The sequence below is a fragment of the Lysobacter spongiicola DSM 21749 genome, from assembly GCF_900167055.1.
Classification (GTDB): Bacteria; Pseudomonadota; Gammaproteobacteria; order Xanthomonadales; family Xanthomonadaceae; genus Novilysobacter; species Novilysobacter spongiicola.
The window spans coordinates 768,958-783,949 of the sequence record NZ_FUXP01000001.1 but is presented as its reverse complement, the minus strand read 5'-3'; the positions used below and the strand labels follow the sequence as shown (position 1 = coordinate 783,949).

Below are 14,992 nucleotides of genomic sequence, written 5' to 3'. Positions count from 1 at the left end.
GGCCGGTGCTTCTGCACGTGGGGCCGCGACGGTCAACCTTAGACGGGAACCGCTCGCCCGGAGGGTGTAGAAGGTCATGGCGGACCGCAGCGGCTGAGCGTGGGGGTGTTCGGCCTGCTGTTCAGGCATCCTTGGCCGGGCGGCCTTTGCCGTTGCCGGTGGGGAGGATCATCTTGGGATTCGAGCGGGCGCTGTTGTTCCTGGCCCTGGCGCTGCTGGCGGAGGTGGCGGGGACCGTCGGTGGCTTCGGCTCCTCGGTGTTCTTCGTACCGATTGCCAACTTCTTCTTCGATTTCGAATCCGTGCTGGGCATCACGGCGCTGTTCCACCTGGCCAGCAACGCGAGCAAGCTGGGGCTGTTCCGGGCGGGTATCGATCGGCGGCTGCTGCTTCAGATGGGCGTCCCCTCGGTGCTGTGCGCGGTCCTCGGTGGGCTGGCCGGCACGCTGGTCGACACCGTATGGCTGGAACGCTTGCTGGCGGTGTTCCTGATCGTCTTCAGCGGCTGGCTGCTGTTCCGTCCATCGGTATCGTTCGCGCCAACCGCCACGGGTGCCGTCATCGCGGGCGCGGTGTCCGGAGGCATGGCCGGGCTGGTGGGTACGGGTGGTGCGGTGCGTGGCTTGGCCATGGCCGTCTTCAACCTGCCCAAGGAAGTGTTCGTCGCGACCTCGGCGGCAATCGACATGGGTATCGACCTCAGCCGCGCGCTGGTCTACTGGCGCAACGGCTACATCCATGCCGACGACCTGGTGTGGATCCCGCTGCTGGCGATCGTGGCCCTGGCCGGTACCTGGCTGGGCAGGCGCGTGCTTCGCCGCGTGCCGCAGTCGGCCTTCCGTCGCATCGCGCTGCTCCTGGTGTTCCTCATCGGCTGGGTCACACTGCTGGGCGTGGCACTGGGGTAGGGCGGGGGAGGCCGGTTGGCGCCTGAACAAGGCGGCCGCGGGTGCTGGCGCGAAACCACGGTTTCACGTAGGATCGCCCTGTTCAGCGCACGGCTGCCTCCCCGAAAGGGTACGTTTCCCAGGTATGCCTGTCGCATTGGTTCGGTTCCGGCCGAAACCCCACGCCCCAGGGCGAGGACTGTCCAGCGCGACTTTATCCCGCACGTCTTTCGTCGCGCCGACACGGCCCGGAGCATCCGGTCCGTCACATCCATACTCGCAGCGCGGTTCTAGGGAACGCTCCGGGTAACGCCGCACTCGTGCGGTATTTCCAATACTTGGAGCATCAAGAATGTCTTTTGAATCCCTCGGGCTTTCGCCCGCGTTGCTGCGTGCGCTTGCCGAACAGGACTACAACACCCCCACCCCGATCCAGGTCCAGGCGATCCCGCTGGTGCTGGCGGGGCACGACCTGCTGGGCGGCGCCCAGACCGGTACCGGCAAGACCGCCGCGTTCGGCCTGCCGCTACTGAACCACCTGTCCAAGCAGACCTCCGCCAACGGCCCGCGCAAGCCGCGCGCTCTGGTGCTGGTGCCGACCCGCGAGCTCGCCGTGCAGGTCAACGACAGCCTGAAGTCCTACGCACGCCACCTGCGCCTGAACTTCGGCACCATCTTCGGTGGCGCCGGCATGGGCCCGCAGGTCGACATGCTGCGCCGTGGCGTCGACGTGCTGGTGGCCACCCCAGGCCGCCTGATCGACCACATCGAGCGTGGCACCGTGAAGCTCGATGCCATCGAGGTGCTGGTGCTGGACGAGGCCGACCGCATGCTCGACATGGGCTTCCTGCCGGCGATCAAGCGCATTCTCGGCCGCGTGCCGACGCAGCGCCAGACGCTGTTGTTCTCGGCCACTTTCGAGACCCAGCTCAAGCAACTGGCGCTCCAGTTCATGCGTGAGCCGAAGCAGGTCCAGGTGGCGGCGCGCAACATCATCGCCGACACCATTGCCCACCGTGCCCACCCGGTCGACAGCGGCCGCAAGCGCGACCTGCTGGTCAAGATCCTGGCCTCGCGCCCGCATGACCAGGTGATCGTGTTCGGTCGCACCAAGCATGGTTGCAACCGCTTGGCCGAGCAGCTGGAGCAGTCGGGCCTGAAGGCCGTGGCGATCCACGGCAACAAGAGCCAGGCGCAGCGCCAGAAGGCCCTGAACATGTTCAAGGCCGCCAAGGCCCGCGTGCTGGTGGCCACCGACGTCGCCGCGCGTGGACTCGATATCCCCGACCTGCCGCTGGTGATCAACTTCGACCTGCCGATGGTGGCCGAGGACTACGTGCACCGCATCGGCCGTACCGGTCGCAACGGTTCCAGTGGCGAGGCGCTGTCGCTGGTCTCCCACGACGAGGGTGGCCTGCTGCGCCAGATCCAGCACGTGCTGAAGAAGGACGTCGAGCTGGTCACCGTTGATGGCTTCGAGCCGAGCCGGCCGATCCGGCTGGACGTTGCGATTCCGAATCCGCGCCAGAACGCGGGTAACCGTGGCCCGCGTCCGGCCGGTCGCAACCCCGGCAACCGAGGCCATGGCAAGCCGGCGCCGCGCCAGGCGCATGCCCATGCCGGCCCGAAACAGCGCGGACAGGGCGGGCGCGGCGTGCGCCGCGACACCAGCGCCTGACATCGGCTGGACGTTGCAATGAAGAAGGGCCGGCAGTGATGCCGGCCCTTCCTCGTTGTGGCGCCCGGTTCCGGTCAACCCGGCATCATCGTCCCCGTCTCCACGAACCGCTGGTGCCATGACAGGGCCTCGTTCAACAGGTGCGGCGTGTGCTTGCCGTAGCTGTCGCGGAATGCGCGGTCGTAGTAGTCCTGCAGCAAAGGCCTGTAGTCCGGGTGCGCGCAGTGCTCGATGATCTGCTTCGCGCGCTGCTTCGGCGCCAGCCCGCGCAGGTCGGCCAGCCCCTGCTCGGTCACCACCACCATGGTGTCGTGCTCGGTGTGGTCGACGTGGCTGGCCATCGGCACGATGCCCGAGATCTTGCCCTGCTTGGCGATGCTGGGTGACATGAACACCGACAGGTAGCCATTGCGCGCGAAGTCGCCGCTGCCGCCGATGCCGTTCATGATCCTGCTGCCCGCGATGTGGGTGGAGTTGACGTTGCCGTAGATGTCGGCCTCGATCATCCCGTTCATCGCGATGCAGCCCAGCCGCCGGATCAGCTCGGGATGGTTGGAGATCTCCTGCGGTCGCAGCAGGATCCGCTTGCTGTAGAACTCGACGTGGGCGTTGAACTCTTCGATGCCTGCCGGGCTCAGCGAGAACGAGGTCGCCGACGCCATGCGCAACGTGCCGTTCTTCAGCAGTTCCAGCATGCCGTCCTGGATCACCTCGGTGTAGGCGGTGAGGCCCTGGTAACCACCCTGGGACAAACCGGCGAGTACTGCGTTGGCGATGTTGCCGACACCTGATTGCAGCGGCAGCAACTTGTCGGTCAAGCGGCCGCGCCTGATCTCCTGGCCGAGGAAATCGAGCAGGTGCCCGGCGATCTGCCGCGAAGCCTCATCGGGCGGGCTGAAGGCCGAGTTCCGGTCGGGTGCATCGGTCTCGACGATGGCGACGATCCTGTCCGGGTCCACGCGCAGGTACGGCTCGCCAATGCGCTGGTCGGGCAGGGTGAGCGGGATCGGCTTGCGGTTGGGCGGCAGGGCGGTGCCGTAGTAGATGTCGTGCATGCCTTCCAGCGCCGCCGGCTGCCAGCGGTTGACCTCGAGGATCACCTTGTCGGCCTGGTCCAGCCAGGTCTTGTTGTTGCCGACCGAGGACGACGGGATCAGCCGACCGTCCTCCAGGATCCCCGCCACTTCCACCACTGCGACGTTGATGTCGCCAAAGAAGCCGAACCAGGTGTGCTGGGCGACGTGGCTGAGGTGGATGTCGATGTAGTTCAGGGTGCCGGCGTTGATGCGCTCGCGCACGTTGGGGTCGGACTGGTAGGGCAGTCGCAGCTCCATGCCCTCGACCCTGGCCAGTGCGCCGTCGAGCTCCGGGGCGGTCGAGGCGCCGGTGAGCACCTTGATCTTGAAGCCGCGGCCGCTCGCCGCCGACTGCTCCATCCTTGCAGCCAGGGCTTGCGGCACGGCCTTCGGATAGCCGGCGCCGGTGAAGCCGCTCATGGCGACCGTCATGCCAGGCTCGATCAGCGACGCCGCCTGTTCGGCGGTCATCAGGCGTTCGAGCAGGGCGGAACTGCGGATTCTGTCGTGCATCTGGATACCGATGTTCAGGTGACCCCCCGATTCTAAGGGCTGGACCTTAAGCGGCCGTGCCCTCCGGCGGGACACGCTGTTCCCGGCCGGATGGGATGCCCAAATGGACAAGGCCGGCAAATACCGGCCCTGTCGTCATGCTCGTGGGGAAGATTCTCAGCCCTTGCGGGCCTCGATCCAGCGCTCGATCTTGCCTTCCAGGACATCCAGCGGCACCGAGCCGTCCTTCAACACTTCGGCATGGAACTCGCGGATGTCGAAGTCGTCTCCGAGCTCCGCCTCGGCGCGGGCGCGCAGCTCCTTGATCTTCAGCTCGCCGATCTTGTAGGCGAGCGCCTGGCCCGGGATGGCCATGTAGCGCTCGGTCTCCGAAATTGCCGGCGTCTCGGCGGTGGCGGAGTTTTCGAGCATGTAGGCGATCACCTGCTCGCGCGTCCAGCCCTTGCTGTGCAGGCCGGTATCCACCACCAGGCGGATCGCACGCCACAGCTCGTTCTGCAGGTAGCCGAAGTAGTTGTACGGGTCCTGGTACAGGCCCAGGTCCTTGCCGAGCGATTCCGAATACAGACCCCAGCCCTCGGTGAAGGCGGTCTCGCCACCGAAGCGACGGAACGCGGGCAGCCCGGTCAGCTCCTGCTGCAGGGCGAGCTGGAAGTGGTGGCCCGGGATGGCTTCGTGCAGGAACAGGTCTTCGGCATCCCAGCGCTGCCGCGAGGGCAGGTCATAGGTGTTGACGTAGAAGATGCCCGGGCGGCTGCCATCCTCGCTGGGCCGCATGTACGAACCGCCGGCGGCGGACTGCGCGCGGAACGGCTCGACCGGACGGATCTCGAAGTCCGCCTTGGGCGTCAGCGAGAACAGCTTGGGGATGTGGACGTTGACCTTGTCCTCCAGCGCCCGGTAGTAGGTCAGCAGCGCTTCCTCGCTTTCGAACTGGAACTGCGGGTCGTTCTTCATGAACTCGAAGAACTCCTGCAGCGTGCCGTCGAATCCGACCTCGGCCATCACCTTGCGCATCTCGCCGTGGATGCGGGCGACTTCATCCAGCCCGATCTGGTGGATCTCCGCCGGGGACAGGTCGGTGGTGGTGGAGTTGCGTGCGTTGTACGCATACCACTCGTCGCCGCCGGGCAGGGCGCCCAGGCCGGCGGTCTCGCGGGTGTGCGGCATGTACTCGTCGGCTACGAAGTCGCGCATCTCCCGGTAGGCCGGCATCAGCTCGTCCTCGATCATCGTCCGGTACTCGGCGGTGATGCGCTCGCGCTCGGCGGCGGAGAAGGACTCGGGCATGGTCTCGATCGGGCGCCAGAACAGGGTCTGCTCGGGGTCGTCCTTGATCAGGGCGTCGAGCTGCGGGACCACCTTCTCCATCAGTGCGCGCGGCTGCACCACGCCGTTCTCCACGCCGATGCGGCTGTTGGCGATCGCCGTGTCGAACAGCTCGGGGAGCTTCGAAGCACGCTCGCGCCAGTTGTCGTAGTCCTCGACCGTCTTGAATGGCTGGGCGCCCGTGCCGGAGCCCAGCTGCACCGCCGTGGACGCGAAGTTGTAGAACTGGTTGATCGGCTGCTGCCAGCCGGGAAAACGCTCGCCCTCCAGCTCGTTCTTCGCGTCGCGCACGAAGATCTGGTAGCTCAGCAAGTCCTGGCCTTCCAGTCCTTCCGGGCCCACGGCCTGCACCGTCTCGAGCCAGCGCCGGGTGAACGCGCGCGACTTCTCGCGGTATTCCTCGGACAGGAAGTTGGGCAGGCGATCGTTGTAGCGGCTGTCGCCCTGGAAGGTGGCCGCAAGCGGGTTGAGCTCGAGCATCTCTTCCCAGTACTGCGCGTACAGCTCGTTGAGCCGGGCAGCCTTGTCGGTGGCCGGCTGCTCCGTCGCGGCTGCCTGTGCGGGCTGGGCGAAGGTGGCCGGCGCGACGCCGGCGAGCGCCAGGCCGAGCGCCAGGGCGAGGAGGGTACGGGGAGTGCTGGATGTCATTGAGTCTTCTCCGGAACAGGCGAATCAGGCAAACCCCGAGCGTCGCCGGCTTGGCGTGCAGGGGCATGGGCCGAAGGTAACCCGTGCGGGGTGGAGCGGGTGCATCCGTGACCGCAGCGACGGTGCTACTGTCCGGCCACCGGTTTTGGCGGCGAGAACGGGATCGACTCGGGCGAAACGGCACCGCCGGAAATGATGAAGCTCATGGCCTGGTCCACGGTCCAGTCCGTCGGCGTCATCTTCTCGACCGGCACGATTTCCAGGTAGCCGGAAGTCGGGTTGGGCGTGGTGGGGACATATACCGCGGCGAGCTCACGCCCGGTCCCCTGCTCCTTGAGTACCCGGGTGACGAAACCGATCGACTTCATCTCGGTGTGGGGGAAGTCCACCAGCACCACCCGCTGAGTGCCGTCGGGCTTGGTCTGCAGGATGTCCAGTAGCTGCCGCGCGCTGCCGTAGATGGTGCTGGCGAACGGAATCCGCGCGATCAGCGACTCCACCCAGCGCAGCAGGCGCTGCCCGATCACGCGGTGGGCGAGGATGCCGGCCAGCAGGATCACCAGCAGGGTCGCCGCCAGTGCGATCGTGGCCTGGACCCAGGGCTGCGCCAGCCACACTGCGACGCCGGGGTAGTGGGTACCCAGGCGATGCAGCAACAAGCCGGTGACGGGGCGGCTGGTATCGGACAGCAGTACGAATACGAACTTGCCGACCACCCAGGTCAACCACAACGGGAGCAGGGTCAGCAGTCCGGTCAGGAACAGCCGCTGGAGCGTGGGGGGTTGGCGCATGGCGCGATTGTACGGGGCGTTGCCCCCTGGCTGCGGGAACTACAGCTCGCGGACCACGCGGAAACCGACGTCGTCGTAACCGCGGCTGGCATCCAGCAGGCGTCCACCCTCATCGCTGCGCCAGGACGGGCCGGAGACCCGCCGCTGGTTGCAGTCACTGCCACAGTCGCGCAGCCACAGGGACAGGTCGCGGCCGCTGATCTCCGGCGCGGTCTGGTTGGCCTCGGTGGCAGTGGGCAGGCGGTACTGGTGGCCCGTCTGGCCGCTGTACCAGCGGGCGTAGGCTTCGGCATCCGCCATGGAGACGCACACCACCGGCTCGGCTGCGCCCTGGGGGAAGCCGGGGTCCTGCCAGTCGCGCGGTGCCAGTACCCGCAACACGGAGGCGCGCTCGCGGCACCTGGCGGCTGGCCGGCCCGTCTCGGTGGCGAAGCGGGCGTAGTCCTCCCGGCTGACCGGCCGGTGCCCGATGGCGACGCCGCCGTCGGCGAGTACCGTCCCCGCGGGGTCGCCCGGCAGCATCTGGCCGCGTTGCGGGACCCTGGAGGCGAGCGATTGCAGCGTGGCCCCGGTTTCCGGTGCCAGGCCCATCGGCCTGGCGAGTGCCGCCGCCGCAGACGCGGCGGGGCGGTCGTAGCGGGCCGCCGCCTGCGCGATGCGCTCCCGCAGGGACTGCTCGATCTCCTGCCGCAGCCGGACCTGTTCGTCCGAATCCAGCGTGTCGGTCTGCTCACCCAGCGTGCGTATGTGGGTGGCATATTCGGTGGCGCGCGTGTCGCGGCGGTTCTGCAGGTTGGTCGCCAGTTCGGCGGCCAGGGCGCCAGTGAGTTCACCGACCACCTTGCGCGCGTGGTCGTTGCCGGGGTCGGTGCGCCATGCCTCCAGCACTGTTTCCATCGCGTTGTCGCCTTCCGGAGCGGTCAGGCTCCGGCGCTGGATCTGGTCCCTCGCCAGCTCCAGCTCCGCCTGCACCGGGGCGACGGGAAGGGGGCGCAGCATCGAGTCGATCGGATCGGGACGCGCGGCTGCCTGCTCCGCTGGCCGGCCGCCCATGAAGAAGCCTTCGCCCTGCTGGTCCCGCGCCACCAGGGCGGTACCGGCTGCCACCACGCCCACCAGCGCCGCGGTGCCCCAGGCCTTGGCGGGTATCCGCCCCAGCGGCTTGCCGATCTTCTGTCCCAGCGCGGCCAGGCGCGGCCAGGCACGCCGACGCTCCACCTGCGAGATCATCGCGCCCATCTCCGCTGCATCACGGAACCGGTCGACGGGGTTCTTTGCCAGCGCCCGGTTCATGAAACGCTGCCAGTGGCGCAGGTGCGGAGGCAGCTTCGGTATCGGGTTCTGCGCGTGCATCACGGCCATCGACAGCGCGTCGGCGGCACGGAAGGGCAGCTCGCCGGCCAGCATCTCCCACGCCAGCACGCCGAGGCTGTAGAGGTCGGCACGGCCGTCGACATCCTCGCCACGCGCCTGTTCCGGCGCCATGTAGGCGGTGCTGCCGACCGCGAGCCCCGCGGCGGTCACCCGCGGACCGAACCCGCGGCGCAGGGCAATGCCGAAGTCCGCCAGCAATGGGCGCTCGTTGTCGTCGAACAGGACGTTCTCCGCCTTGACGTCGCGATGCACCACGCCCCTGCCATGGGCGTATTCCAGCGCCGACAGCAGGGCGCGCAGCGTCTCCACCACCCGCACTTCGTCGACGCCGTCCGCGGTCTGGAAGCTGCGCTGGCCGAGATGGCCGCGGCCCATGTAGGGCATCGCGTAGTACGGCAGGCCTTCGCTGGTGCGGCCGAGCTCATGGATGCGCACCACGTGCGGGTGCTCCAGACGGGCGATGGTGCGCACCTCGTTCTCGAACCGGCGCCGGCTGACCTCGTCGGACAGCGCCTGCGGGGCCATCACCTTGATGGCCACCTCGCGCGACAACGCGATCTGCTCGCCCAGGTACACGGTCGACATGCCGCCGTGGTTGACGACGCGCAGCAGCCGGTAGCCCCTGATTTCGGGCAAGGCTGCGGTATCGGTGTCGGTGTGGTTCAAAGCTGCCATCGCGGCCCCCTGTCGCGAGAGGGCAAGCATACCCCCCAAAAGTAATGGCAGTGTGCATGGATCACGGTGGTGTCCGATACTGCCCGCCGGAGCACGGATGTTCATGCGAGGGGGTGGTGGTGCGACAGGGGCTAGTCTGGTTGGGAAGGGTGCTGGTGGTGTTGGTGCTGTTGGCGGCGGTGCTGTTCGCGGGTTCCCGTTGGCTGGGCCGCGACAGCGCGGAGCTGCGCCTGATGGAGCAGGCCTCGCCGACGCCCGGACGCAATGCGTTCGCGGCGTTGTGGCTGATGCCCTACGACATTCCGCCGGACGAGATCGAAGCGATCGCGGCCCAGGATGTGCGGCGATTCGCCGCTCGGGATCCTGCCGACACATCCGAATTCGTCAGCAGTGCCGAAGGCCGCTACCCGCGCGCTGCCGATTCCAGTGGTGGTTCACCCGAGTGGTGTGACTGGCGCGGCAACGGCTGCCTGGCCCACGTGCGGGCGAACCGGGATGCGTTGGCGAAGGCGCTTGCCGAACGTGCGCCGGTGATCGACCGGATGCGTGCCTTGTCGGGAGTTGGCCATCATCGAGATCTGTTCAAGCCGGTCGTTCACAGGCCGCTGTCGATACCGATCGGAACGTACTCACGCGAGCTGCTGACGGCGCAAGCGCTGACGGTTGTCGATGGCGACGCCGCCGGTGCGATGGCTGACCTCTGCACCACGGTCTCGACCTGGCGGCCGTTGGCTGCCAACTCGGATTCCCTCATTGCCACGATGTTGGCCATGTCGATCGTGGAAAGCTCCTCGCGCTTGCTTGCAGACGTGTTGGCCGAACAGCCCGACGGCCAGCCGATCCCTTCGACATGCAAAACCGCCTATGTGCCGCCAGTGCCCGCCGAGTACCTGCCGTGCACGGCGATGCGCGGTGAGCTGGGTCTCGTCGATGGCGCGGCGAAAACCATGGATCGCGAGGCACTGGAGAACCCGTGGGGATGGTTGGTCTACGACCGCCAGATGACTCGAGTGCGCACGGCGAACCATCTGGCGCACTCCTGCAAGAGAGAGGTGCAGGAGGCTGCTCTGCGGGGAGAGCCCGTCACCGTGCCTTGGGCAGGTGGTCTGGCGACGCCCCTGTGCGCCGGCAACCTTGCCGGCTGCTTGGTCACCGAAATTGCCGCACCCGCGTATACCGATTACCTGCATCGCACCCAGGATCACGCCGCGCGCCTGCAGGCGATGGAATTGCTGCTGCGGCTCCACGAGAATACAGACGACAGGTCCTACGGCGAGCGCCTGGCCGCGATGCCCGCGGATTCGATTCCGACCGGCAGGAAGATCGAGGTGGTCGACACGGACGGGGGAGAAGCGCTGCGACTCGAGCTGTTCTGGCAGGGGCAGGGCCGGTACTGGGAAGTCCCGCTGACGGCCCCGACGGACCCTGCCGTCAGTCCGCCGCCGACCGGTGGCGGGGCTTGAGGCGCACGTAGAGCTGCTTGCGCACGCGGGCCACCACGTCGCCACCGCTGTCGACGACATCCGTCTCGAACCAGCGGAGCACCTTGTCGCCGTTCGCCGCCGCCTGTCGCAGCTCTTCCAGCATGGACTCCTCCAGGCGGAAATCGGCATGAACGGTGCCACGGCCCGGCTTCACGAACTCGATGCTGCCCGCCTTGTCCCAGACGATGTAGTCCCGGCCCAGCGAATGCATCGCCAGCAGCATCCAGAACGGGTCGGTCATCGCGAACAGGCTGCCGCCGAAGTGGGTGCCCACGTAGTTGCGGTTCCAAGGCCGCATGCGGAGTTCGACGCGGGCGTACCGGTAGTCCCGGGACAGCTCGCGCAGGTGGATGCCTGCAAACAGGAAGGGCGGCCACAGGTTGATGCCGTGGCGGAAGAGGCTGGGATTCATCGGCGAAAGACTGACATACGCAGGCGTACAGTCAAGCCCGCCACAGCCCTTTCCGCGGGCAGGACCTAGAACAGCAGCGAAGCCATCCGGCGACGGTAGCGGCTGACCAGCGCGGCATCCTCGACCACCCGGAACGCATCGATCAGCGCCTTGCGGGGCAGGCCGTCGCGAAAGTCGCGTTCGCGCTGCAGCATCTGGATGAACTGTTCCAGCCCGGCTTCGGCGTTGCCCGCCACGATTTCCCGCGCACCCAGGAGGTGGCGCGCGCCGAGGTCACCGGGGTCCTTCCCGACCGCCTGCCGCAGCGCATCGATCGGTGGCGCATCGGCCACCACCGCGGCGAAGTCGAGCCGGGCCCGGGCCCGCTGTGCACGCTCGTCGGTGGCAAGGTTCGCCGGCAGCCCCTCGAGCAACGCCTCGGCTTCGGCGATGGCGCCCGTCTGCAGCAACACCAGCGCCAGGTCGAGCTTCAGCTCGTCCTTGTCGGGGGCGGCGGCGATCTCCTCCTTCAGGCGTTGCGCTTCCGCGTGCGGATCGACCGGAGCCGCCTCGACCGGATCCGGCGTCTCCTCGGCGGGCGCCGGCAACGGCTCGATGCCGTGGTGCTTGAGCATCTCGCGGATCTGCCCTTCCGGCACCACCCCGGGGAAGCCGTCCAGCACCTGCCCACCCTTGACCAGGAACACGGTGGGAATGGAGCGCACCTGGAAGGCGCCCGCGAGCTGCTGCTCCTTGTCGACGTCCACCTTGGCCAGTTCGAACGCCCCGTGGTATTCCGCCGCGAGCTTCTCCAGCACCGGCCCGAGTTGCTTGCAGGGCCCGCACCACTCCGCCCAGAAGTCGACCAGTACCGGTGTCTGCAGGGACTTCTGCAGGACTTCGGTCTCGAAGGCATCGGTGGTGGCGTCGAATACGTGCGGCTTGCTCTGGGCTGCGGCGGTCATGCGTCATTCCTCATGGCGATGGCCCGGACATGGTGCCGGGCGGATGCGATTCCAACCGCCCCGCCGCCGGCCGCGATCAGTCAGGGGGCCGGAGCGCTTGCGGAAGTGGCCTGGGCGTCGCGCTCCGGCTGCTTGTAGACCTTGCCGTCCTTCATCACGAAGGCGACGTCCAGCACTGTCTCGATGTTGTCCAGCGGATTGCCGCGCACCGCGACGACATCGGCGCGCTTGCCTGGTGCCAGCACGCCCTGGTCTTCGACGCCGAGCACCTCCGCGGCACGGATGGTGGCCGCCTGCAGCGCCTGTGCGGCGGGGATGCCGGCTTCGACCATGTAGAGGAACTCGCGGGCATTGTCGCCATGGGGCCCCACGCCCATGTCGGTACCGAAGGCGATCTTGACGCCGGCCCGATGGGCGCGGGCAGCGGTGTCCTGGATCAGCGCGCCAATCCGTGCCGCCTTGGGTCGTACGACCTCCGGGAAGTAGCCGTCGATCTCCGCCTTTTCCGCGACGAAGCGGCCGGCATGGATGGTCGGGATGTACCAGGTGCCGCGCTGCTTCATCAGCGACATCACCTCGTCGCTCATGTAGGTGCCGTGCTCGATGCTGGTGACGCCCGCCTCGACCGCGCGCCGCATGCCTTCCTCGCCATGCGCATGGGCGGCGACCGCATAGCCGTAGTCCTTCGCCGTCTGTACCACCGCAGACACTTCATCCACGGTGAACTGCGGCGCGTCACCGGATCTCGCATAGGACAGCACGCCGCCGGTGGCGGTGATCTTGATGACGTCGCTGCCTTCCTTGTAGCGCTGGCGCACGGCCTGGCGCGCCTCGTCGACCGAGTTGATCACGCCCTCGGTCGGACCCGGCGGCCCGAGCAGGTGCGAGAGCATCGAGTTGTAGCCGTTGGTCGGGTCGGCATGGCCGCCGGTGGTCGCGATCGACTTGCCCGCCGCCCAGATGCGGGGCCCATCCACCAGCCCCTGGTTGATGGCGTCGCGCAGGTGCGGTGCCACTTCGCCACCCAGGTCGCGGACGCTGGTGAAACCGGCCAGCAGCGTCTTGCGCGCATAGCCGACCGACCGGAAGGCGTAGTCGACATCGTCCAGCCGGAAGCCTTCGGAATAGCTGTCGGGGCTCGACTGGCTGCCCAGGTGTACGTGCAGGTCGGTCCAGCCGGGCATGCAGGTGTGCCCGCGCAGATCGATCGACGGGGTGCCCAGGACATCCGCGTGGCCGCCGGTGACCATCTGTTCGATCCGGCCGTTGCGCACCAGCAGCGTATGCGGCCCCCGCACTTCCCCGCTGCGGCTGTCGAACACCTGCCCGCAGTGCACGGCGACAGGGTTGGCTTCGTTGGCGAGCAAGGTGGCGGGTGCAAGCGCGCAGGCCACCAGCAGCAGGAGTGGACGCATGGGAAAAATCCTTTCGGGGTCGGCTCCGATCATAGTCGCCACGCTTGCCGGCCGGGCAAGCAATCAGGCGCTGACCACCCGGTCCCGGCCCTGTGCCTTGGCCTCGTAGAGGGCGCGGTCGGCCTTCGCCAGCAGTTGCGCCGGCGTGTCGCCGTCGGCCGGGAACGTGGCGACACCGATGGAGATCGTTCGGGGGCCAAGGGTCGAGCGCAGGTGGGTGACCGTGGTCGAGCCGATTTCGCTGCGGATGCCTTCGGCGCGCAACGCGGCTTCCCCGGCGCCCGCTTCGGGCAGGACCACGGTGAACTCCTCGCCACCGTATCGGCAGGCGATGTCCTCCTCGCGGACCAGCGAGCCCAGGGTCTGGCCGATCTGCGATAGCAGGGCATCGCCGGCGGCGTGTCCATACTCGTCATTGAACGATTTGAAGTGGTCGACGTCGAGCATCATCACCGTCAGCGGCAGCCCCCGGCGGGCGCAGCGCTGCAGCTCGCGGTTGAGGTTCTCCTCGAGGTACCGGCGGTTGAACAGCCCGGTCAAAGGGTCGCGCAGGGATTGCAGTCGCAGGGTCTCGCGAAGATGCAGGTTGGCGATCGCGAGGCTGAGCTGTTCGGCGATCGCCTCCACCAGCGTGGTGTCGTTGTTGGCAGTGCCATCGCGTTCATGCGCACTCACGTGCAGCATGCCGAGCGAAGTGCCGTGCGCGATGAGCGGCACGCACAGGGTCCATATGCCCGCCAGCGGAACCGCCTGGTCCAGGTGCTGGCACTTGATGTGCCCGTGCTCGTCATCCGTCCGGTGCGGTTGCCCGCGGCGCAGTGCCCAGCACTGGTTGGGGGCGAGTACATCGGCGCTGGCAATGGCTTCGGTGCCGAAGCGGGCTGCCGTGTCCGCGATGTCCGCTGACGGATGCAGGGTGTAGAAGCGGCCGCCAGCTTGCGGCAGCAGCTTCTCAAGGGTTTCGACCGTCAGCGAGAACGCCTCGGTGACGTCCTCCGCGCTCTGCAGCATGCCGGCGTAGATGCCGAGGATCCGCCGCTGCTCCGACAGGCGGTCGCGCTGGGCCAGCGATGCCTCCAGCTCGCGCATCGCACTGCGCGCTTCACGCTCGAGCTTGCGGGCGCGGCCGTTCTCCCGCAGCAGGCCGGTCAGCAACAGGCCCAGCAGGACGACGGGGATGGCCGTACCCAGCACCACGAACATGGTGAGCTGGGTGGCACGCTGGTCGGTCGTCGCCCTGCGCTGGACCAGCAGCTTGCGTTCGACCACGCGCATTTCGTTGGCGAGGGTCGAGGCCCGGCGCATGCGGCTGAACCGCACGTCGCGGTTGATGGCTTCGTCGGCGGTGCCGGTGGCCTGGGTGTCGTCCATCAGGCGCTCCAGCTCCCCCAGGCGCGTGTGCACCAGGTCCCGCCAGCGTCGCGCGCGCTCGTTTTGTTCCGGATTGTCGTCGGTCAGCCGGACCAGGTTGTCCGGGTGCTCCAGCACCTGCGGGACGATCAGGAGGTAGTCGGCCTGCTGTGCGGCGGCGCCGGTGCGGCGGTACCCACGCGCCGCGGACTCGGACTTCAGCAGCGCGACTTGGCCGCCATCGATCTCGCTGATGACGCGGTAGGAATGGTCGACCCAGGTGATGCCTCGCTTCAGCTCGGCGATCCCCCATACCATTGCGACCCCGACGGCGAGCAGCAGCCCGGCGGCCAGCGCCATGGACGGATAGCGGTAAGGTCGGAGCCTGGTCAGGGTATCGGGCAAGGGCGGTCCGG

The 14,992-nt window shown here is 67.9% G+C and carries 11 protein-coding genes; 3 read left to right on the top strand and 8 right to left on the bottom strand.

The window, feature by feature from the left end; all coding sequences use genetic code 11:
- Positions 1 to 173 precede the first annotated feature (173 nt).
- Both B5D37_RS03655 and B5D37_RS03650 read left to right on the top strand, forming a co-directional pair.
- Entirely contained in the window at positions 174 to 908 is a 735-nt protein-coding gene (locus tag B5D37_RS03655) for a sulfite exporter TauE/SafE family protein (RefSeq protein WP_200809178.1), read from the top strand.
- A 331-nt stretch (positions 909 to 1,239) separates the two neighbouring features.
- Positions 1,240 to 2,565 (top strand): DEAD/DEAH box helicase, encoded by a 1,326-nt coding sequence (locus tag B5D37_RS03650; RefSeq protein WP_078757303.1) that lies wholly within the window; start codon positions 1,240 to 1,242, stop codon positions 2,563 to 2,565.
- A 74-nt stretch (positions 2,566 to 2,639) separates the two neighbouring features.
- On the opposite strand, the gene scpC is transcribed toward B5D37_RS03650, so the two are convergent.
- The 4 genes from scpC to B5D37_RS03630 form a co-directional block, all read right to left on the bottom strand.
- A complete protein-coding gene (scpC, locus tag B5D37_RS03645) occupies positions 2,640 to 4,154 on the bottom strand; it encodes a succinyl-CoA:acetate CoA-transferase ScpC (RefSeq protein WP_078757302.1) in 1,515 nt (504 codons plus the stop codon).
- A gap of 156 nt (positions 4,155 to 4,310) precedes the next feature.
- On the bottom strand, positions 4,311 to 6,131 hold the full coding sequence (locus tag B5D37_RS03640; protein WP_078757301.1) for a DUF885 domain-containing protein: 1,821 nt from the start codon (positions 6,129 to 6,131) through the stop codon (positions 4,311 to 4,313).
- 125 nt (positions 6,132 to 6,256) lie between these two features.
- Complete coding sequence (locus tag B5D37_RS03635; protein ID WP_078757300.1) at positions 6,257 to 6,922, bottom strand: DUF502 domain-containing protein; 666 nt, start codon at positions 6,920 to 6,922, stop codon at positions 6,257 to 6,259.
- A gap of 39 nt (positions 6,923 to 6,961) precedes the next feature.
- A complete protein-coding gene (locus B5D37_RS03630) occupies positions 6,962 to 8,971 on the bottom strand; it encodes a bifunctional serine/threonine-protein kinase/formylglycine-generating enzyme family protein (protein WP_159447332.1) in 2,010 nt (669 codons plus the stop codon).
- A gap of 155 nt (positions 8,972 to 9,126) precedes the next feature.
- Here B5D37_RS03630 and B5D37_RS03625 point away from each other — a divergent pair, with 155 nt between their 5' ends.
- Positions 9,127 to 10,434, top strand: coding sequence for a hypothetical protein (locus tag B5D37_RS03625; RefSeq protein WP_159447331.1), 1,308 nt, complete (start codon positions 9,127 to 9,129; stop codon positions 10,432 to 10,434).
- Here the strand turns inward: B5D37_RS03625 and B5D37_RS03620 are convergent.
- From B5D37_RS03620 to B5D37_RS03605, 4 genes are all read right to left on the bottom strand, one after another.
- Positions 10,403 to 10,867, bottom strand: a complete 465-nt coding sequence (locus tag B5D37_RS03620; protein ID WP_078757297.1) for a DUF4442 domain-containing protein — start codon at positions 10,865 to 10,867, stop codon at positions 10,403 to 10,405. The two genes, B5D37_RS03625 and B5D37_RS03620, sit on opposite strands and share 32 nt — an antisense overlap.
- A 65-nt stretch (positions 10,868 to 10,932) precedes the next feature.
- The gene (trxA, locus tag B5D37_RS03615) at positions 10,933 to 11,811 is read right to left on the bottom strand and encodes a thioredoxin (RefSeq protein ID WP_078757296.1); all 879 of its coding nucleotides are present in this window, start codon (positions 11,809 to 11,811) and stop codon (positions 10,933 to 10,935) included.
- A gap of 80 nt (positions 11,812 to 11,891) precedes the next feature.
- Complete coding sequence (locus B5D37_RS03610) at positions 11,892 to 13,226, bottom strand: metal-dependent hydrolase family protein (protein WP_078757295.1); 1,335 nt, start codon at positions 13,224 to 13,226, stop codon at positions 11,892 to 11,894.
- 63 nt (positions 13,227 to 13,289) lie between these two features.
- A complete protein-coding gene (locus tag B5D37_RS03605) occupies positions 13,290 to 14,981 on the bottom strand; it encodes a sensor domain-containing diguanylate cyclase (protein ID WP_159447330.1) in 1,692 nt (563 codons plus the stop codon).
- Positions 14,982 to 14,992: the final 11 nt, after the last annotated feature.

Excerpts from the sequence above, each read along its gene's own strand:
- B5D37_RS03610 (WP_078757295.1), bottom strand. The coding sequence starts at position 13,226 with ATGCGTCCACTCCTGCTGCTGGTGGCCTGCGCGCTTGCACCCGCCACC.
- trxA (WP_078757296.1), bottom strand. The coding sequence starts at position 11,811 with ATGACCGCCGCAGCCCAGAGCAAGCCGCACGTATTCGACGCCACCACC.
- B5D37_RS03640 (WP_078757301.1), bottom strand. The coding sequence starts at position 6,131 with ATGACATCCAGCACTCCCCGTACCCTCCTCGCCCTGGCGCTCGGCCTG.
- B5D37_RS03630 (WP_159447332.1), bottom strand. The coding sequence starts at position 8,971 with ATGGCAGCTTTGAACCACACCGACACCGATACCGCAGCCTTGCCCGAA.
- scpC (WP_078757302.1), bottom strand. The coding sequence starts at position 4,154 with ATGCACGACAGAATCCGCAGTTCCGCCCTGCTCGAACGCCTGATGACC.
- B5D37_RS03650 (WP_078757303.1), top strand. The coding sequence starts at position 1,240 with ATGTCTTTTGAATCCCTCGGGCTTTCGCCCGCGTTGCTGCGTGCGCTT.
- B5D37_RS03635 (WP_078757300.1), bottom strand. The coding sequence starts at position 6,922 with ATGCGCCAACCCCCCACGCTCCAGCGGCTGTTCCTGACCGGACTGCTG.
- B5D37_RS03620 (WP_078757297.1), bottom strand. The coding sequence starts at position 10,867 with ATGAATCCCAGCCTCTTCCGCCACGGCATCAACCTGTGGCCGCCCTTC.